The 18,834-nt window shown below is 70.1% G+C and carries 16 protein-coding genes and 1 pseudogene; 14 read left to right on the forward strand and 3 right to left on the reverse strand.

Features of this window, described 5'->3' with window-relative positions; genetic code table 11:
- Positions 1 to 49 precede the first annotated feature (49 nt).
- Positions 50 to 646, forward strand: coding sequence for a hypothetical protein (locus KME78_RS04560; protein WP_219527469.1), 597 nt, complete (start codon positions 50 to 52; stop codon positions 644 to 646).
- Between the two features lie 82 nt (positions 647 to 728).
- On the opposite strand, the gene KME78_RS04565 is transcribed toward KME78_RS04560, so the two are convergent.
- Positions 729 to 1,196 carry a nuclear transport factor 2 family protein gene (locus tag KME78_RS04565; protein ID WP_219527470.1) on the reverse strand — a complete coding sequence of 156 codons (468 nt, stop codon included), beginning with the start codon at positions 1,194 to 1,196 and terminating at the stop codon, positions 729 to 731.
- Positions 1,197 to 1,369: 173 nt separating this feature from the next.
- Between KME78_RS04565 and KME78_RS04570 the strand changes: the two genes are divergently transcribed.
- The 7 genes and pseudogenes from KME78_RS04570 (at position 1,370) to KME78_RS04600 (ending at position 7,417) form a co-directional block, all read left to right on the forward strand.
- Positions 1,370 to 2,128, forward strand: a complete 759-nt coding sequence (locus KME78_RS04570; RefSeq protein WP_219527471.1) for a GntR family transcriptional regulator — start codon at positions 1,370 to 1,372, stop codon at positions 2,126 to 2,128.
- A gap of 148 nt (positions 2,129 to 2,276) precedes the next feature.
- Positions 2,277 to 4,643, forward strand: coding sequence for an aldehyde dehydrogenase family protein (locus KME78_RS04575; protein WP_219527472.1), 2,367 nt, complete (start codon positions 2,277 to 2,279; stop codon positions 4,641 to 4,643).
- Positions 4,644 to 4,743: 100 nt separating this feature from the next.
- Complete coding sequence (locus KME78_RS04580) at positions 4,744 to 4,884, forward strand: hypothetical protein (RefSeq protein WP_219527473.1); 141 nt, start codon at positions 4,744 to 4,746, stop codon at positions 4,882 to 4,884.
- 182 nt (positions 4,885 to 5,066) lie between these two features.
- On the forward strand, positions 5,067 to 5,696 hold the full coding sequence (locus KME78_RS04585) for a hypothetical protein (RefSeq protein WP_219527474.1): 630 nt from the start codon (positions 5,067 to 5,069) through the stop codon (positions 5,694 to 5,696).
- Positions 5,697 to 5,732: 36 nt separating this feature from the next.
- Positions 5,733 to 6,296 carry an RNA-guided endonuclease InsQ/TnpB family protein gene (locus tag KME78_RS04590; RefSeq protein ID WP_281428619.1) on the forward strand — a complete coding sequence of 188 codons (564 nt, stop codon included), beginning with the start codon at positions 5,733 to 5,735 and terminating at the stop codon, positions 6,294 to 6,296.
- A 105-nt stretch (positions 6,297 to 6,401) separates the two neighbouring features.
- Positions 6,402 to 6,524 (forward strand): annotated as a pseudogene (locus KME78_RS63915) (SDR family oxidoreductase); the annotation flags it as partial.
- 53 nt (positions 6,525 to 6,577) lie between these two features.
- A complete protein-coding gene (locus tag KME78_RS04600; RefSeq protein ID WP_219527476.1) occupies positions 6,578 to 7,417 on the forward strand; it encodes an alpha/beta fold hydrolase in 840 nt (279 codons plus the stop codon).
- Positions 7,418 to 7,421: 4 nt separating this feature from the next.
- Here the strand turns inward: KME78_RS04600 and KME78_RS04605 are convergent, their stop codons facing one another.
- The gene (locus KME78_RS04605; RefSeq protein WP_219527477.1) at positions 7,422 to 7,781 is read right to left on the reverse strand and encodes a DoxX family protein; all 360 of its coding nucleotides are present in this window, start codon (positions 7,779 to 7,781) and stop codon (positions 7,422 to 7,424) included.
- 158 nt (positions 7,782 to 7,939) lie between these two features.
- Between KME78_RS04605 and lanL the strand changes: the two genes are divergently transcribed.
- The 6 genes from lanL (at position 7,940) to KME78_RS04635 (ending at position 15,195) form a co-directional block, all read left to right on the forward strand.
- The gene (gene lanL / locus KME78_RS04610; RefSeq protein WP_219527478.1) at positions 7,940 to 10,606 is read left to right on the forward strand and encodes a class IV lanthionine synthetase LanL; all 2,667 of its coding nucleotides are present in this window, start codon (positions 7,940 to 7,942) and stop codon (positions 10,604 to 10,606) included.
- A gap of 251 nt (positions 10,607 to 10,857) precedes the next feature.
- Entirely contained in the window at positions 10,858 to 12,672 is a 1,815-nt protein-coding gene (locus tag KME78_RS04615) for an ABC transporter ATP-binding protein (protein ID WP_219527479.1), read from the forward strand.
- Between the two features lie 45 nt (positions 12,673 to 12,717).
- A complete protein-coding gene (locus KME78_RS04620) occupies positions 12,718 to 12,894 on the forward strand; it encodes a hypothetical protein (RefSeq protein ID WP_219527480.1) in 177 nt (58 codons plus the stop codon).
- Between the two features lie 144 nt (positions 12,895 to 13,038).
- The gene (pip, locus tag KME78_RS04625) at positions 13,039 to 14,001 is read left to right on the forward strand and encodes a prolyl aminopeptidase (protein ID WP_219527481.1); all 963 of its coding nucleotides are present in this window, start codon (positions 13,039 to 13,041) and stop codon (positions 13,999 to 14,001) included.
- Positions 14,002 to 14,059: 58 nt separating this feature from the next.
- Complete coding sequence (locus KME78_RS04630; RefSeq protein WP_219527482.1) at positions 14,060 to 14,512, forward strand: hypothetical protein; 453 nt, start codon at positions 14,060 to 14,062, stop codon at positions 14,510 to 14,512.
- A 56-nt stretch (positions 14,513 to 14,568) separates the two neighbouring features.
- Entirely contained in the window at positions 14,569 to 15,195 is a 627-nt protein-coding gene (locus KME78_RS04635; RefSeq protein ID WP_219527483.1) for a CBM96 family carbohydrate-binding protein, read from the forward strand.
- Between the two features lie 43 nt (positions 15,196 to 15,238).
- Here the strand turns inward: KME78_RS04635 and KME78_RS04640 are convergent, their stop codons facing one another.
- A complete protein-coding gene (locus KME78_RS04640) occupies positions 15,239 to 18,739 on the reverse strand; it encodes a S8 family serine peptidase (protein ID WP_219527484.1) in 3,501 nt (1,166 codons plus the stop codon).
- Positions 18,740 to 18,834 lie beyond the last annotated feature (95 nt).

Raw genomic sequence — 18,834 nt, forward strand, 5'->3', positions numbered from 1 at the left:
TAAAAACAGGGGCGTGACCGATCGGACTCCCCAACGAGAAGGAACGCCTATGAGGACCGGGACGACGAAAGCCGCTCTGTTCGCCGCCGCAGCGGCCATACCGTTGGCCATCGTGCCCGGGACGGCGGCCTTCGCTGGACACGGCAAGGGCTCCGGGGACTGCGTCACGTCCGGGTTCAAACGCTCGACCGACCAGATCGAGGTCATCAGCGGCCATCAGACGCAGACGATCACCGGCAGGGGGTGGACCGACCTGACCTGCGGCTCGCTGTACGTGCAGGTGCCCAGAGGGACCCATGGACATCTCACCGTCTGGGTGAACGCCGAGATCCGATGCAAGGGGTCGAGCGTGATCGGCAACTGGTGCGGGGGCCGCATCATCGTCGACGGGGTGGCACTGCCGCCGAGCAACAATGCCGACAATGACCGCTTCGACTGGGACACCGCCAGCCCCGAGGACCGGCGCTGGCGCGACGGTTCGATGATGGCCGCCGGGTATGTGACGTGTCCCGCGAACAACTCCAGGATGTACTGCAACAAGAAGATCCAGGTGCAGGCGACCAACAATTCCAGCACCACGACATTCTGGGTCGACGACACCATCGTCCGCGCCGAACTGCTGAGAAGACAGCTGTTCCCGCGCTGATGCTCAAGACGCGGAACGGCCGGTCCCGGGGCGGGACAGACCGCTCCGCGTGTGTAACGAGAGTGCGGGCGAGCCGCGGAGGTCAGAAACCGAGATCGCTCAGGCCCGGGTGGTCGTCCGGGCGGCGCCCCAGGGGCCAGTGGTACTTCCGGTCCGACTCCTGGATCGGCAGGTCGTTGATGCTCGCATGCCTTACCCGCATCAGGCCCTGCTCGTCGAACTCCCAGTTCTCGTTCCCGTACGAGCGGAACCAGTTGCCCGCGTCGTCATGCCACTCATACGCGAACCGGACCGCGATCCGGTCCCCGGTGAAGGCCCACAGCTCCTTGATCAGCCGGTAGTCGAGCTCCCTGGCCCACTTCCGCCGGAGGAACGCCACGATCTCATCGTGTCCCGTCGCGAACTCCGCCCGGTTCCGCCAGCGTGAATCCTTGGTGTAGGCCAGCACCACCTTCTCGGGGTCCCTGGTGTTCCAGCCGTCTTCCGCCAGCCGGACCTTCTCTATGGCGGTTTCCCGGGTGAACGGCGGCAAAGGGGGTCGTGTCGTCATTTCTTCTCCTCAGTCGTCACAGTTCCGAACCGCAGCGCGACCGAGCCCCGACCGCCGTCTCCCCGGCTGCCGGCTCCACGGTTGCGACGGTAATTGCAGGATACTTCTCCGGTACGAGGCACTTTGGGATGGCCTGCGATTCCAAGATCTCACCGCATACTGGAAGAATCTCCATGAGCGACGGACCCGGAGGACTGATGGCCGAACGACCCGGCAGCGCACATACGGAGGAGCCTGCGGCCAAGCGCAGGAGGCCTCGTGCGGGTAGCGGGCAGTCGCTCGGCGACCAGGCGTATGAGTACATCCGGGCCGCGATCCTCCAGGGCAGATACCGCCCCAACCAGCGACTGCCGGAAGACGAGGTGGCGGCGCAGCTCAACAGCAGCCGCACTCCCGTACGCGTCGCCCTGATGCGCCTGGTCGACCAGGGGCTGGTCGTCCGGGAGCGGCAGGGCTGGGTCGTGCGTGAGCACACGCCGGACGAGATCCGCGAGATCTACGAGGTGCGGTGCGCCCTCGAGGCGATGGCCACCGGGCTGGCCGCCGTGCGCGCGTCCGAGGAGCAACTGGGCACGATCGCCGCGTTCTACGACGGGCCGATCGAGGAGTACGTGCGGCGGCCACGCGCCGAGCTCGGCCGGATGAACCGCGACTTCCACCACACCATCGTGCAAGCCTCGGGCAACGGCCGCCTGCTGGACGAATGGCTGCGCAACCGCGACTTCGGCATCACGTACAACATGGCCGTCCTCTTCACCTCGGAGGAGGTCGTCACCTGCGTGGAAGGCCATCAGCGCATCGTCGAGGCGCTGATGCGCCGCGACCGTGAGGGCGCGGAGCGGCAGGCGAGGATCCACGTCGAGGACGTCCAGGCCGCGGCCAGCCGTCGCCTCGACGCCCTGCAGACGTCCGTCGGGCTGTACCTGTCCTGAACTGACACTTCCACCAGGCCGACGCGACCACCCGTCGACCTGGCGTTGGCCTGCCTCTTCACAGGCCAGATCGACCATGGCTACAGATGCGAAACGGTGATGAAACAGACTCTTGAGACATTGGATCCAAATTTGTACCCTACGTTGCATGCAATCTGCCAAGAGCTTCTCGTCGATCGACCCGCGGACAGGAGCCGAGCGGCGCCGGTTCGCCGACGCGACGCCCGCCGATCTCGACAAGGCCCTCGCGGGCGCGGCCGAGGCGTTCCCCGTCTGGGGCGGCTTCGACCCGGCGCCGCGGGTCGCCCTGCTGCGGCGGATCGCCGACGAGCTGACGACCCGCCGGGCCGAACTCGTCGCGGTGGCCGGCGCGGAGACCGGGCTGCCAGAGCAGCGGCTCGGCGGCGAGGTGGAGCGGACCGTGCTCCAGCTCGGCCAGTTCGCGCGGATGATCGAGAAGGGCGGTCACTTCGACGCGGTGATCGACCCGGCGGCAGGCGCCGCCGCGGACATCCGCCGCGTCAACGTGTCCCTCGGCCCGGTCGCCGTGTTCGCGGCCGGCAACTTCCCGTTCGCGTTCAGCGTGGCGGGCACCGACACCGCCGCGGCGCTGGCCGCCGGGTGCCCGGTGATCGTGAAGGGACACCCCTCGCATCCCGAGACCGCGGAGCTCGTCGCCGGAGCGGTGCACGCGGCGGTGGCCGCGACCGGAGCGCCGAGCGGGGTGTTCCAGCTGCTCCAGGAGAGCGGGCTGGAGGTCGCGCGGCGGCTGGTCACCGCGCCCGGGATCGCGGCCGTCGCCTTCACCGGCTCGCTCGCCGGCGGCCGAGCGATCTTCGACCTGGCCGCCGCGCGCCCGCGCCCCATTCCCGTGTACGCGGAGATGGGCAGCCTCAACCCGGTGTTCATCCTGCCCGGAGCACTCACGCAATCCCTGGCGGACGGCTTCGCGAGCTCACTGACCACGTCGAACGGCCAACTCTGCACCAAGCCCGGCGTGATCTTCGTGCCGGGCGGCGAGGCCGGCGACGGCTTCGTGGCGCGAGCCGTACACCGTCTCCAGGAGCAGCCGCCCGGCGTCATGCTCAACGCCGCCATGCGGCAGCGCCTGGCGGCGGGGGCGGCCGAGGTGGCGGCGCGGGCCGGGGTCCGCGTGCTCACCGGAGGCGTCCTGCCGGACGACGCCGGTTTCTCCTTCCCCGCGAGCCTGGTGGAGGCCGATCTGGCCACGTTCCTGGCGGACCCGGCGCTCGGCGAGGAGCGGTTCGGGCCGTTCGGCGTCATCGTCCGGTACGGCGAGACCGATGAGCTGATCGCCGCTGCGAGGTCCTTCGACGGGCACCTCACCGCGACGATCCAGCTCGGCGCCGGGGACAGTGACGACGGGCGGCGCCTGGCCGGCGAGCTGGCCGCCCGGGTCGGGCGCATCGTCTGGAACGGCTGGCCGACCGGAGTCGCCGTCACCGACGCGATGCACCACGGCGGACCGTACCCCGCGACCACGAACGCCGCCGCCACCTCGGTCGGCACGAACGGGATCTTCCGGTTCCTGCGCCCGGTGGCCTATCAGAACAGCTCGCAGGACCAGCTCCCCGCCCCGCTGCGGGACGCCAACCCGCTGCGGATCGGCCGGAAGGTGGCCGGCGAGACGACCGCCGAGGCGATCATCACGACGGGGCCCGGCGATGCCGCCCGTGGCGCGGTACTGCTGCCGTCGCTGCCCGGCAAACCCGAGCTGACGCCCGAGACCGCCCAAGTGATCAAGGAAGTGCCGGGCTACCTGGGCGTACCGTTCGTCAGCCCCATCTTCCAGGCGCTGGCCAACTATCCCGGCTACCTCGTCCCGGCCTGGAACCGGTTCAAGCCCGTCATCGGATCACCGGAGTTCCAGCAGGCCGCGGCCGGGCTGGGCGTGCCGGCCGGGCTGCTGCCCGCGCCGGAGGAGTCCCTGATGGCCGACGACACCGACATCGCGCGCTACACGATCACCTTCCACCGGCTGCTGCCCGAGATCCTCCTGCTGGCCTCGTGCTGGTACCGAGGGCTCACCGTCGGCGCCGATCCGGGCCTCGCCCTCGACGGGAACACTCTCCCGCCGACCGGCCCCGGCCCGCGCGGCGTCTCCCCGGAAGCGGTCAACATCGTGCCGGACGGGACCCCGCCCGGCGAGGAACTGGCGCGGGTGTACGAGGAGATCCGCGCCGTGCACGACCATCCCCGGGTGCTGAGCTACTACCGCGCGATCGGCGGCACGCCCGGCCTCATGCCACAGGTGTGGAAGCGGCTGGAGCCCATCGCCCGCAGCGCGGAGTACGCCGCGGCGCGCGAACAGGTGCTGTCCGCCGCCGACGCCGCTGCCGCCCGCCTGCCCGTACCGGTGATCGACACGACGCACGCGGACGACGTGGCGGCCATCCTCGCGCTGTTCCGGCTCCGGCTGATCCCATCGCTCCTGCTCGACACGGCGGTCGTTCTCGCGCTTCTAGGGGAGAACGCGGCGGTCGTCACCGCCTGACGATCAAGGCCCTCCTTGCGACATCGGGGGATCACCGCTCCACCCTTCATTCCCGGCGACCTCATGTTCAGAGGCCATCTTGATCCCGCCGAGGGGTGCCATGCACCAGCATATTTTCGGCCCTGTCCTCGGGCAGCTCGGGCTGCCCTCCCTCGTCGCGATCCCGTTGCTCATCCTGTTCGTCCTGCTCGGCGTCTTTCGGCACCTAGTGGACGGTCGCCGGGGCATCCAGGCCGTCTAGCCCGCCGCGATCGGCGCGGTCTGACCTCCGGCGCCGGGCAGTTCATCTGAATTTGGCGCGGAGAACCTGGTCGTTCAGGGCCAGGAGGAAGCACCACTCCCCTTTCGAAAACAGTATGGAAAGCCTCGGTCGCGTTCGGTAATGTGTGCGGTGAGTGAGGGAGCTGTGACAGGAGGTGCGCGATGGCGATCCGCCGCTCCGCCACCAAACGGCACGGCCTGCCCACGGTCGTACAACTGCGGCTCACGCCCACACCGGCCCAAGCCGACGCACTGGCTGCGGCGGTGCTGCTGTGCAACCAAGCGGCCACCGTCGTGTCCCGCCTGGCCTGGCAGCACCGCACCTTCGCCGCAGTGGAGTTGCACCGGCTGGCCTATTACCAGGTGCGGGCGCAGGTAGCCGGGCTCGGCGCGCAAGCGGCGGTGCGGGCGATCGCCCGGGTCGCCGGCGCGTACGCCAACCGGCGCGCCACCAAGAAACGCGCCCACATCTTCCGCCCGCACGGCGCCATCCCCTACGACGCCCGGCTGATGAGCTTCAACCGTGACGCCCGCACCGTGTCGCTGTGGACCCCCACCGGCCGCGTCACTGTCCCCTACATCGGCCGGCCAGACGACCTCAAAGCCATCGACACACTGCCTGTGGGGGAGGCTGACCTGGTCTGCCGGCGCGGGGTGTGGCTGCTGCAGGTCGGCCTCACCCTGCCCAAGCCAGTGGTGCGTGAGCCGGTCGGCGGCTTCGTCGGGATGGATCAAGGGGTGGCGAATCTGGCGGTCACCTCCGACCGGGTGGTGCTGCCCGGCCCCGCCTAGCCCGGCCCGATCGGCGGCAACGGCCACGTCCGCACCCTGCGCGAACGGCGGCACCGGCAACGCCGACGGCTGCAGAAGAAGGGCACGTCGGCGGCGCGGCGGGTGCTGCGCCGCTTGTCCGGGCGTGAGCACCGGATGATGACCGACCTCAACCACCAAATCTCGAAGTTCGTGGTGCGTGAAGCCGAACGCACCGGCCGCGGGATCGCCCTGGAGGATCTGCAGGGCATCCGCGGCCGGGTAAGGGCTCACCGGCTCCAGCGACGCACCCTGCACACCTGGGCCTTCGCCCAGCAGATCACCTTCACCCGCTACAAAGCCGCCTGCGCCGGGGTCGCCTTCGTGCTAATCGACCCCGCGTATACGTCGCAGGCGTGTCCGGAGTGCGGGTGTGTGTCCAGGGCGAACCGGCCGGCGCGGGGCCGGTTCGTCTGCACCGGGTGTGGCCTCGCTGGGCATGCCGACCATATCGCGGCCCGCAACATCGCCACACGCGGCATTGCGGGCTGGGCTGCCATCAACCAGCCACACGCTACCGGCCTCCCTTCACCCAGACGGGACCGCGAGAGCAAACCACCAGCTTCAACCGGCGGTAGTTGATCTTCTCCAACTACATCTCGGTCGAGATGGCCGATATCGGAGCCGCGCTCTCTTGTGCGATCTTCCTATTGGCGTTCCTACGGTATAGCGCCCCCGGAAGGCGCCGACGAGGTCGCCTCCGCGGTGGCCTTCCTGGCCAGTGACGCGGCCTCGTACATCACCGGGACCAACCTCGTCGTCGACGCGGGCTGGACCGTCATCGACGGCCGCTTCGACCCGGGACGCTGACCGGCGGGATATCCGGTTGCCCTGGTCGCGGCGCCGCTGACAGGATCGCCGCCATGCCTACCTTCTCCGCGCATGATGGGACCGACCTCGCCTACCACGTGTTCGGAGAAGGCGTCCCGGTGATCTGCCTGCCGGGCGGCCCGATGCAGGACACCGACTACCTCGGCGAACTCGGCGGCCTGTCGGCGCATCGGCAGTTGATCATGCTGGACCTCCGGGGCACCGGCCGGTCCGCGACGCCGGCGGACGCCGCCTCCTACCGCTGCGACCGGCTGGTCGATGATGTCGAGGCGCTGCGCGAGCACCTCGGGCTTGACCGCTTCGACCTGCTCGCGCACTGCGCCGGCGCGAACCTCGCGGCGCTGTACGCGGCCCGGCACCCGGACCGCGTCGGCAGGCTCGCCCTGATCACGCCGAGCACCTTCGCCGTCGGCATCGCGCCCACCGGCGAGTCCCGGCTCGAGGTCGCGCGGCTGCGTAAGGACGAGCCCTGGTTCCCGGATGCCTTCGCGGCTCTCGAGGCCATCGTGGCCGGCAACGCCACCGCCGACAGCCGGCAGGCCATCGACCCCTTCTTCTACGGCCGCTGGGACGCGGCGGCCCAGGCCCATCATGCCGCCCAGACCGGCCATCGCAACGACGAAGCCGCGGCCGCTTTCGGCGCCGAGGGCGCGTACGACCCGGATGCCACCCGCGCGGCGCTCGCCGCGTTCGGCGCGCCGGTGCTGCTGCTCGCCGGAGAGGTCGACCTGAACTCGATTCCGAGCGCCGTGGCCGCATTCGCCGAGCTGTTCCCGAACGCCGAGTTCGTCGTCCAGCCGGCTGCGGGCCACTTCCCCTGGACCGACGACGCCGAACGGTTCGTGGCGACGACCGCCACGTTCCTCGGATGATCGTCTACCTCGCTATGTCCAGCACGAGCGAGGCGATGGCGAGCGTCAGAAAGCCGCCGGGAAAGGCCAGGTTGTAGAGCACGCGGGCCCGCACGTGGGCGGCGACCGCACCGGCGAAGAACAGCACGAGGCCGGTCGCGGCGGCGAGCCCGACGAAGGGGACGCCTGCCAGGCCGAGCAGGAGCCCAGCCGCTCCGGCCAGCTTGAGCGTGGCGAGCAGCGGCAGCCAGGATGACGGGACTCCCACTTCGGCGGCGTTCGCGAGGACGGGCCTGGCCCGTGCGAAGTCGGCCACGGCGAAACCGGCGTTGAGGACAATGGTCGTGACCGCCACGACGATATAAGCGGTATAAGCGGTGAACATTCCTTTACGACGTATCCGCATATGGGGGATGTGACATCTCAACACATCGGTCCTGCGACAAGAATCGTTGATTCGACTGTCAGCGAATTGCAAGACCCGTCGGCGACCTTCGTATTGAGCGCCTCCACCAGGCGGCGCGGAAATCGGGGGGAAATGCCGTGGGGGCAGACTCGATACTGCGCGACCTCGTGACCGCCGAGCTGGCGCGGTCCGGCGAGGCGGGCTGGTCGGTCGAGGCGGCCGATTTCTGGTGCCGGGTCACCCCCGACGGCTACCCGATGCCTGAGCAGGGATGGAAGCTGCACGTCTCCGCGACGATGCTGTCGGCTCCCTTCGTACTCGCCCAGGTCGCCCGCGTGCTCATCGAGGCCGGGTGCGCGTTCAAGTTCCCCGCCGAACTCGGCGACTACTGGGAACTGCTCTCGCCGCACTGCGCGCGGGCGCAGGCGGGCAAGTTCGTCACCGTCTACCCGGCCGACGACGCCGAGTCGGTACGGCTGGCGGCCCTCCTCGACGAGGCGACCAGAGGGCTGCCGGGGCCGGTGATCCTCTCCGACCGGCCCTACCGCGCGGGCGGCATCGTCCATTACCGCTACGGCGCCTTCTCCGGGCACCGGACTCTGGGCAACGACGGGTTCTACGAGGTACGGCTGCGCGCTCCGGGCGGAGAGCTGGTCCGTGACCAGCGGACGGCCGCCTTCACCCCGCCGAGCTTCGCCGACTCCCCCTTTCAGCCGCTCGCCCGCCCGTCGAAGGCGTCGGTGGTCATGCTCAACGACCGGTTCGTGGTGCGGGAGGCGATCAGACACGCCAACAGGGGCGGCGTGTACCTCGCCGAAGACACGAAGACCGGACGCGAGGTCATCGTCAAGGAGGGTCGCCCGCACGCCTCCTCCGACCTCGGCGGCCGGGACGCCAGAGACCGGCTGGCCGCGGAACGCGCCGCTCTCGACGACCTCGCCGCCACCGACGGCGTGCCCGCCGTCGTCGACTACTTCGAGCAGGGCGGCCACGCGTTCCTCGCGGAGGAGCTGGTCCCGGGCCTCACCGCGCATCGCTGGTCGGAGGCGCACGCGACGCCTCTCGGCCCGGACGGCTTCGGGTGCGCGGTCGAGAAGGTCGTACCGGTCGTCTCGCGCCTGGTCGCCCTGCTGCGGGAGGTGCATCGCCACGGCTACGTCTTCCGCGATCTGTCGCCCGGTAACGTCATGATCCTGCCCGACGGCCAGGTCCGGCTCGTCGACCTCGAGTACGCGGCCAAGCAGGGCACCACCGTCATGGTCGGCGGCACCCCCGGCTATCTGGCGCCCGAGCTGGCCCCGCACACCGGCGCCTTCCGCCAGGCTCCCCCGGAGACGGCGGATCTCTACAGCCTCGGAGCGCTGGCGTACTTCCTCGCGGTCGGCGCCGACCTCGGCCTCGCCGAAGACCTCGCGGACGACGAGGTGGCGGGCCCGGCGTGGGGCCCGCGCGCCGCCGACCACCTGGCCAGGGTCGCCGAGAGCAACCCCACCCTGGCGGCACTGCGGCCGATGGTGGCGGGCCTGCTCGCCGAGCCGGACAACCGCTGGACGCTAGACGCGTGCACCCGCTTCCTGACCGAGCTCGAACAGACCAAGCGCGCACAACTCGAGCTCGAACAGCCTGGCGCACCACGAGCGCCGCAGCCTCGGGTGACCGCGAACGACCTTGTCTCCGACGGGCTCGCCTGGCTGGCCGAGACCATGGACGACCGCCCCGACTGCCCGTCACCCTGGCCCAACATCACCTATGGGCTCGAAGCCGACCCCTGCTCGGTGAGCGCCGGCGCGGCAGGCATGCTCATGGTCCTGCCACCCGAACAGGCCGGTGCGGTCTCGCGCTGGCTCCGCCGGCGCCTCGCCGAGGAGGACGTCTGGCCTCCCGGCCTGTACGCCGGTCGATCCGGCGCCCTCTGGGCGTTGTACGAAGCGGCCGAGGACGAGGAGTCGAGGGACTTCGCGGTACGGGCCGCGTACCGGCTGCCGACCGACCACCCCAGCCCCGACGTCACCCACGGCCTGGCCGGATGCGCGATGGCCACCCTGCGCCTGGCCATCCGCGCGGACGACCCCGCGCTGCGCGAGCGGGCCACGGAGATACTCCAGAACCTGCACGACGCGCGATCCTCGTACGAGGGACGCCCGCAATGGCAGACACGGGCGGCCTTCGACTCCAGCCTCGCCGGCACCAACCACTTCGGCTTCGCCCACGGCCTGGCCGGAGTCGGCACCGCGCTGCTCTATGGAGGCGTCGCCCTCGGCAGGGCGGACTGGATGGAGACCGTACGCGAGGTGGCCCACACCTTCTACGAGCACGCCGACGTCGAAGGGGACACGGCCTGGTGGCCGTTCCGGCGCGATGAGCGCGAGTCCGTACGGCCCCGCCGTCCCCACTGGTGCAGCGGCTCGTCGGGCGTCGGCTCCTTCCTGATCCGCTACTGGAACGCGACAAACGACCCGGCCGCCCTGGAACTCGCCGAAAAGGCGGCGATCGCCGCACACCGGACTCGGTGGCAGTCGGGCTCGGTGCTCTGCCACGGCCTGCCCGGCGAGGGCGACTTCCTGCTCGACATGGCCCGCTTCACCGGCGACGAGCGGTACCACCGATGGGCGGAGGACCTGGCCGGGTGCCTGTGCGCGCGGGCCGTCAGGCACGCGGGCCGGCTGCACGTACCCGATCGGCTGGGCCGGACCGTGCCGACCTACCTCGGCGGGACCGCGGGCGTCCTCGCCTTCCTGCTGCGCCTGCGTCACGGTCATCCGCGCCTGTGGATGCTCGACGACGTCATCGGGCGCTCCCCATGATCTCGCCGTGCCCCGAGCACGGCGACGCGAGAAGGAACGGAAATCGGAGAGGGGGGAGAAAAATGTCTTTCGACGTTCAGGACCTGCAGAACCTGCAGGAGCGTGAGCCGAGCACCACGGAGTCGGCGCTGCTGAGCAACTGCCTCAAGCACCCGGGTTGCACCGACACCAACTGATGACGGAACGGCGTGCGGCAAGCATGCGCCGCACGCCGTTTCTGATCTCCGAGAGCCTCCGAAAGGGCGGCAGACGTGACGACCCGCAGGATCATCCGGCTGTTCATGCCATATCGTCGCGCCGTCCTGCTCGTCGTGCTGCTGGTCGCGATCTTCTCCGCGCTGAACGCCGCCATCCCGCTGCTGACCCAGGTCGTCTTCGACCGCGCCCTGTTCGGCAAGGACGGCCCGCGGCCCGACCTGCTGGCGCTGATCGCCGGACTGGCGGCCGTCACGGCGGCCGGGGCGGCGGGCGTCGATCTGGCCCAGGCGTGGATCTCGGGCCGCATGGCCCAGCGGGTCATCCACTCGCTGCGTACGCGGCTGTTCGGCCACCTGCAGCGGATGCCGCTCGGCTTCTTCGCCGCCGCCAGGAGCGGCGAGATCCAGTCGCGGCTGGCCAACGACACCAACCAGATCGAGGACGCGATCAAGGACACGCTGCCCAGCCTGCTCGGCAGTCTCCTCGCGTTCCTGTTCGCGCTGGGGGCGATGTTCTCGCTGTCCTGGCCGCTCGCGAGCGTCACCCTGTGCCTGGCGCCGGCCATCCTGTGGGTCTCCGCCCGCTCAGGGCGCGCGCTCAAGATCCTCTCGGCCGCGGGCCAGCGCGCCCGCGCGGAGATCGCCTCCATCGCCGCCGAACGTCTCTCGCTGGGCGGCATCACCCTCGCCCGGGTGCACGGACGCGACGGCCACGAGGCCGCGGTGTTCGGTGCGGAGAGCGAGCGGCTGGCCCGGCTGGGGGTCCGCGCCGGCCTGGCCGCTCAGTCGGTGCTGAGCGCGGGGCACATCTTCTTCGTACTGACGCCCTACATCGTGTTCGTCGCGGCGGGGCTCATGGACGGGATCACGCCCGGCACGCTCATCGCGTTCGTGGTGCTGCAGTCGAGGCTCTACCAGCCGCTCTGGCAGATCCTGCACATCTCCACCGAGTTCCGTACCGCCCAGGCGGCATTCGAGCGGGTCTTCGAGTACCTGGACCTGCCACCGGGACCGCCCCCCGCCGTGCGCGGCGGAGGAGCGGGCGAGGTGCGCGTCGCGCGGGCCTCCTACGCCTACGCGGGCCCGGAGGACGAGGCACGCTGGGCGCTCCGCGAGGTGACCCTCGACCTGCCCGCCGCCTCCACGACGCTGATCGTCGGCCCGAACGGATCGGGCAAGACGACTCTCGGCTACCTGCTCGCCGGGCTGTACGAGCCGGCGGAGGGGACGGTACGGATCGACGGACGCGTCTGCCTGGCCCCGCAGGAGGCCCTGCTCTTCCAGGGCTCCATCGCCGACAACCTCCGCTACGCCGCGCCCGACGCCGGCCTGGACGACCTGGTCGCGGCCTGCGCGACGACCAGGATGCACGACCGGATCATGGCTCTGCCCGACGGCTACGACTCGGTGGTCGGTGAGCGGGGGGCGCTGTTCTCCGGTGGTGAACGCCAGCGCATCGCCCTGGCCCGCGCGCTCCTCAGCGACGCGCCCGTCCTGGTCCTGGACGAGGCGACCAGCGCCCTCGACCCGCTGACCGAACGCGAGGTCATCCACGCGGTGCTGCGGCGGCGCAGCGGGATGACGACGGTGATGATCACCCACCGGTTCGGCGGCCTGGACACGTTCGACACGGTCGTCGTCCTGGACGGGGGTCGCGTCGTCGAGTCGGGTGCCCATCCCGAACTCCTGGGCAACCGGCACGGCCTGTACGCCCGGATGGTCCGCGCCCAAGCCGTCCAGCGGGGCGAGGGTGCTGTGGAAGATCTACCGTCATCCCTGGTCTCCACTGGCTCGGCCTGTAGCTGCTCGGGATCGGTGCGGCAGCTGAGCATGGATGGCCAGATGTCGCGAATCAACTACGAAACGTGATCGAGTCCGGTACGGTCGCCCGCATGCGGGCCGGGATTTACGTGGATGGCTACAACCTCTACTGTCGTCATCTCCAACGACAGTGACCTGCGCTTTCCCATCGAGCAGGTTCGGCAGCACGTCCCTGTTGGCCTGGTCAACCCCAGCGGCAACTACCTCGCGGGAGCGCTGCGCGGCCAGGCCGCAGATGGGGTTGGACGGCATTGGCCGCCGGGCTGGTGACGGCAATCGTCCCGCATCTGTGTAGCTCGCCTGCTAGTCTGAAGACATATACCACCCGGCTCCTTGTGGGCCGGGTTTTCTTATGCCCGGCTCCGCCACCGCAGAGTGCACGCCGGGCGGCGGTGGCGAGTATGTCTGATAGCTATGGGACAAAAGACGTTTTATCCGCCGATTGAGCCGTACGAGACCGGAATGCTCGACGTGGGCGACGGGAACGAGATCTATTGGGAGGTCAGCGGCAACCCCGACGGCAAACCTGTCGTCTTTCTCCACGGCGGTCCCGGCGGCGGGGTGCTGGCGGCGCAACGGCGGTTCTTCGACCCCGAGGCGTACAAGATCGTCCTGTTCGACCAGCGCAACTGCGGGCGCAGCCGGCCGTACGCGGCCGACCCCGGGGTGTCGCTGAAGGCCAACACGACCTGGCACCTCGTGGCGGACATCGAGCTGCTCAGGCAGCGGCTCGGCATCGAGCGCTGGCAGGTGTTCGGCGGCTCGTGGGGGTCGACGCTGGCGCTGGCCTACGCGCGGCGGCACCCGGAGCGGGTGAGCGAGCTGGTGCTGCGCGGCGTCTACTTGGCGACCGAGGCCGACAACGCGTGGGCGTTCACCGGCACCGGGGCGGCCCGGCTGTTCCCGCGGGAGTGGGCGGCCTTTCGCGGCTTCGTCCCGGAGGCGGAGCGGGACGACCTGGTCGCCGCCTACCATCGTCGGTTGTTCGACCCGGACCCGGAGGTGCACGTCCCGGCCGCGCGGGCGTGGGCGGCCTGGGAGCTGTCGGCGAACACGCTGCTCCCCGCCGCCCCACCGCCCCTCGACGACCGGGAGCTGGTGAGCTTCTCGCGCATCGAGGCGCACTACTTCAGCCAGGGCTGTTTCCTGAAGGAGGGTGAGCTGCTCGACGTGGCCGCGATCCGGCACATACCGTGCGTGATCGTGAACGGCCGCTACGACATGAAGACACCGCCGGACGCGGCATGGGACCTACATGCGGCCTGGCCGGAGGCGGAGCTGCGGATCGTCGAGGACGCCGGCCACGCGGGCGCCGAGCCCGGCACGCTGCACGAGCTCATCACGGCCACCGACGGTTACCGGCACATTCGGTTATAGACGATCGCTGTTCGTGACAGGAGAATTACTGCCAGCACGCACGAACGAGGAGGGCCCCGTGGCGTTCCCCATCATGAAGCTGGCGGCCGCTCTGATGTTCGCCTGTCCGAGCCCCGTCCCCGTCGCGCCCGCCGGCACCGCGCTGCTCCAGTCGGGTGAGGTCCGCTTCCACACCATCAACGAGGCCAAGGACGGCGACACCATCGTCACGGTCACCGTCCGCGATCGTAGGGGGCAGACCATCGCCCTCCTGACCGGTGTTCTCGGCCAATGGGCCGAGGACGCCTGGTCGGCCCACATCCCGCTGAACGTCACCAACCCGCCCGGGGACCTGGGGCGGCTGTGGGGCGGGACGATCAATGTCCGGATCGACCCGAAGGGCAATGACTCCTGGGCCTTCACCTTCCACACGTATCTGCACTTCTCCGACGGGCAGACGGCCGACGTGTACCAGCGGCAGCTCGCGGGGGTGACCGAGGACCGCCGCGACTGGACCACGATCATCCGATGACGAGTGACTTGTCGAAAATGCGGGCAGATGGCCGGGTTTTGCGTCACTCTTGATCAATGAACGGCCGAGTGTCACTGGCAGGCATGGTGATGCTTGCCGGAACCGCGGCCGGTGCCACCCCGGCGGCTGCCCGCACGACTGTCCCCGAGACAGCGAGCGTCTCGGTGACCGTCGACCAGGACACCTACCTCAGCGAGGCCAACCCGGACACGCCGCACGCCGCCTACACCTGGCTGGCGGCCTGCCCGCGCACGTGTGACGGCACGACCGGGTCGGAGCGGCAGTCGCTGGTGCGGTTCACGGTGGTGGGCGTGCCCAAGGGCACGACCGGGGTCACCATGACGCTGCGGCTGCGGGCCGCGCGGACCACGGACAGCTCGATCTCCGTGAGCAAGGTCGTAGCCGCCTGGGCGGACGGCGTCACCTGGAAGAACCGGCCATCGCCCGGCACCGCGCTCGACACAGCCAAGGGGCTGACCGACGGGAGGGACGTCGAGCTCGACGTCTCCGGCGCCTTCGCCGGCAACGGGACCTACTCGTTCGGGATCAGGGCGACGGCGGGCGCCCAGGCCGTCTTCGACTCCGCCGAGACCGCCGGCGGCATGCCGCCCCGCCTCGTCGCCACGTACACCACTCAGCGCGTCGCAGGGCCGTTCCGCCGCACCGTACGCCACGTGCGGTAGAAAAGAGCTCCCGGGCCCGCCCTAGAGGCGGGCCCGGGTCATTTCACGAGGTCTTGTCGGGCCGCTCCGAGATGCGAATGGCGTTGACGATCGTCTTGCCCTGCCGCGTGGCGAAGCGGACGTTGAGCTGGCCGTCGGTGACCTTCACCGTGTACTGCCTGCTGACGGCCGTGTACGTGCCCGCCTCCAGCGCCAGGTCGAGCGCCGGGATCGCGAGCTGCCCCTCGACGAGCACGTCGAAGACGCGCTTGCCGATCTGCGTCGACTTGACGTCGGCGAAGTCCAGCTCGACGGTGTACGTCCCAGCCGGCACGTTGTCGAAGCGGTACTCCAGCATCCCTTCGCGTGCCGTCTTGAACAGCGCCTGGTCGTCGGTGCCCTTGATGGTCTTGGACGAGGTGCTCGTACTGGTCGAGGTGGCGATGTATCCGTAGCCGCCCGCGGTGTACTTCTTGTCGGGCGTCCAGGCGTCACCCGCCGTGTCGGTCACGGCCTTGGTGCCGCCGGCCTCCACGGCCAGCTGGAGCTTGGGCACCACCACCGTCACCGCGATCTCGATGATCGGCTGCCGTCCGCTGGCCGACTTCACGATCAGCTTGCCCGCGCGGAGCGCGCCCGGCTGGACGCCGGCGCTGGACACGGTGACCTTCAGCGTCACCGCCTGCCCCTTGGCGAGGTCGCCCGCCGTCGGCGTGACGCCGATCCAGCCCTGCGCCGGATCGGTGGTGACGGTGTACGCCGTGGGTGAGCCGAGGTTGGTCAGCTGCATCGTGCGGGTTCTGGTGGCGTTCGTGGGCAGCACCACGGTCAGCTCGCTCACCGAGGGGCTGACCCGGCCGGTGATCAACGCGGTGTCGATCCTGGTGACCGTCGTCGGGGCGATCGTCACGCTCTTCGTGAACGTGCCGTAGTGCTCCTTCGACACCTGCACCTCGTAGTCGCCGGCCAGGACCTGCCCGTAGAACGTGCCGTCCTCGCCGGTGGTGTAGGTGGCCACGTCGCCCACCTTCACCGTCGCGCCCGCCAGCGGCTTGCCGTCGTTGGCGTCGGTGACGGTGCCCGTCACCAGGCCGTGCCTGCTCGCGACGAACGTCAGGCTCTGCCCGTTGGTCAGCGCGACCTCCTCGTAGGAGTACTGGAACGCGTCGGTGCCCGCCGCGTTCTCGACCCCGACCGTCGCGCTGGTGCCCTTGTCGCGCTCGCTCTCGATGTCCTTGTAGCGGTAGCTCATCGTCCCGTCCTCGCCCAGCAGGGCCGCGAACGAGACGCGCTGGTCGGTGGCCGAGTAGAACTTCACGTTGCGCCACTCGACCACGAACTGGCGGTGCGGCGCCGTACCCGTGACGCCGGTGTAGACACCGCTGTCGGCGTCCACCACCAGGTCGTCCCAGTACGGGTAGACGGCGTTGTTGGGCGTGCCCGCGGCGGGCAGCCGGCCGTTGCTGCCGGTGACGACCCTGTCGGCGGCGAAGGTGGCGAACCCGTTGGTGCTGATCCACGCGCTGCTCTGCCCCGCGCCGTAGAACGGGACCGGGAACGGCAGCGTCACCCGCTGCGCCTCGTCGTCACCCGTGAGCGCGAGCTTGTCGGTGCCCGCGACGTACGGCTCGGCGGCGCTCCGGCAGGTGTAGCCGAAGTCGTCGCCACGCAACGGCAGCTCGATGTCCTTGGTCACGTCCCCGGCCACCGTGACGGACGCCGTGGCGCCGCTGGAGCAGCGGGAGACTGGAGTGATCTTGAGATCGTAGGTGCCGTTCGGCAGCGACAGCCGGTAGCGGCCCGCGGCGTCGGTGACCGCGCTGATGGGCGTGCCGACCGCCTCGATCTTGGCGCCCGGCTCCGGCGTGCCCGCCGTGGTGACCGTGCCGGTCACCACGCCCGCGGCCCGCAGGGTCATCGCCACGTCGGCCGTGGTGCTCTGGCCGGCCGTGATCGTCGCCGTCGCGGTGCCCTTGTCGTAGCCGAACTTCTCCGCGCCGATCTGGTAGTCGCCCGGCAGCAGGCGCGGGACGGCGTACGTCCCGTCCGTCCCGGTGACCACCGTACGGCTCAGCGGCCCGGACAGGCTGACCGTGGCACCGGCCACCGGGCTGCCGCCGGCGGTGACCGTACCCTTGAGCTCGCCCAGACCTCCGCGCGGCGCGGCCTGCACCGCGGCGAAGGCGTCCAGGCGGCCCTCGCCCCAGACGTTGTTGTCGGCGGCGGTGCCGCCGCAACTGGTGTCGTCGACGTCGATCGCGGTGCTGTCGAGCAGCGGCCGGGTCGCGGCCACGTCACCCTGGAGCCCCGGCGCCGCCGACCAGATCAGCGCCACCGTGGCCGCCAGGTGCGGCGAGGCCATCGACGTGCCCGTGTAGCTGTCGTAGCCGTTGCCGGGCACCGACGAGCGGACGTTCACCCCGGGGGCGGCGAGGTTCGGCTTGATCTCGCCGTTCTCGCCCTCGCCCTTGCTGGAGCGGGCGTACAGGACGTTGTTGATGTCGAAGCCGCCCGCGCTGTAGCTGATCGCGTACTGTCCGGGCGACCCGCTGGTACGGCAGGCGGGCCCCTCGTTGCCGTTGGCGAAGGCCGGGAAGATGCCGGCCGCGATCCACGCCTCGACGGTCTCCTTGTACCAGGGGTCGAAGCCGTTGCCGCCCCAGGAGTTGTTGACGATGTCGGGAGCCAGGTCGGGGCGCGGGTTGGCGCCGTTCAGGTCGGTCGGGGCGAGCATCCACTGCCCGGCGGCGAGCAGCGAGGCGTCGGTGCAGGTGTTGACCTCGCAGCCCTTGGCGGCGATCCACTTGGCGCCCGGCGCGACCCCGATGCCGTTCGCGCCGACCATGGTGCCCATGACGTGCGTGCCGTGCCCGAGGTTGTCACAGGGGGCCGCGCTCGGGCAGATGTGCGCGGGGTCGAACCAGTTGTAGTTGTGGTCGAGGGAGCCGTCCGGGCTCCTGCCACGGTAGGCCGCGGCCAGCTCGGGGTGGTCGAACTGGGCGCCGCTGTCGATGGTGCCGACCACGATGCCTTCGCCGCGGTCGGATAACTCGTTCCAGACGCGCGGGGCGTTGATGCGGTCGATGTTCCACTCGACGGCGTTGACCTTCGTCTCGGCCTTACCGGGGGCCGGCTTCGGCAGCGACACGGTACGTACCGGGTCGATGCGGTCCACGTCCGCCAGGGTGGCGATCTCGGCCGCCAGCTTGGCGTCGGCGGTCACTCTGACGGCGTTGACGATCCAGTACGGGGTGTAGTCGGCCTGGTGGGACTCCAGGAGCTTACGCAGGGCCGCCTGCGAAGTGTCGGCCTTGGCGGTCTTGGCCTCGAAGACCTGCTCGGCCTTGTCGTCCTTGGTCGCGGCCCGGCGGGCGCCGCTGAGGTCGGCGGCGCCCTTCATGCGTACCCAGAAGGTGGCCTTTCCGTCCGCGGCCAGGTCGGCCTGGACGGATTTGTTGATCTTTCCCGGGTCGGGCGCGGCTTGGGCCACGCCCTGAGGGAGGATGAGGGTGACAGCGGCGGCGACCGCGATCAAGATCGCACGCCAATGGGGGGTGGACGGCACACGCTCTCCTTCACGCCATGGGAGTAGAGCTGATCTTTACGCCTATGGGCAGAAGACTGAAGAGAACGAGTCAGCTTTGCAAGGGTCTGGCCGCA

It is taken from the genome of Nonomuraea guangzhouensis (genome assembly GCF_019396345.1).
GTDB classification, from domain to species: Bacteria; Actinomycetota; Actinomycetes; order Streptosporangiales; family Streptosporangiaceae; genus Nonomuraea; species Nonomuraea guangzhouensis.

Excerpts from the sequence above, each read along its gene's own strand:
- KME78_RS04560 (WP_219527469.1), top strand. The coding sequence starts at position 50 with ATGAGGACCGGGACGACGAAAGCCGCTCTGTTCGCCGCCGCAGCGGCC.
- KME78_RS04565 (WP_219527470.1), bottom strand. The coding sequence starts at position 1,196 with ATGACGACACGACCCCCTTTGCCGCCGTTCACCCGGGAAACCGCCATA.
- KME78_RS04570 (WP_219527471.1), top strand. The coding sequence starts at position 1,370 with ATGAGCGACGGACCCGGAGGACTGATGGCCGAACGACCCGGCAGCGCA.
- KME78_RS04575 (WP_219527472.1), top strand. The coding sequence starts at position 2,277 with ATGCAATCTGCCAAGAGCTTCTCGTCGATCGACCCGCGGACAGGAGCC.
- KME78_RS04580 (WP_219527473.1), top strand. The coding sequence starts at position 4,744 with ATGCACCAGCATATTTTCGGCCCTGTCCTCGGGCAGCTCGGGCTGCCC.
- KME78_RS04585 (WP_219527474.1), top strand. The coding sequence starts at position 5,067 with ATGGCGATCCGCCGCTCCGCCACCAAACGGCACGGCCTGCCCACGGTC.
- KME78_RS04600 (WP_219527476.1), top strand. The coding sequence starts at position 6,578 with ATGCCTACCTTCTCCGCGCATGATGGGACCGACCTCGCCTACCACGTG.
- KME78_RS04605 (WP_219527477.1), bottom strand. The coding sequence starts at position 7,781 with ATGTTCACCGCTTATACCGCTTATATCGTCGTGGCGGTCACGACCATT.
- KME78_RS04620 (WP_219527480.1), top strand. The coding sequence starts at position 12,718 with ATGGCTACAACCTCTACTGTCGTCATCTCCAACGACAGTGACCTGCGC.
- pip (WP_219527481.1), top strand. The coding sequence starts at position 13,039 with ATGGGACAAAAGACGTTTTATCCGCCGATTGAGCCGTACGAGACCGGA.
- KME78_RS04635 (WP_219527483.1), top strand. The coding sequence starts at position 14,569 with ATGAACGGCCGAGTGTCACTGGCAGGCATGGTGATGCTTGCCGGAACC.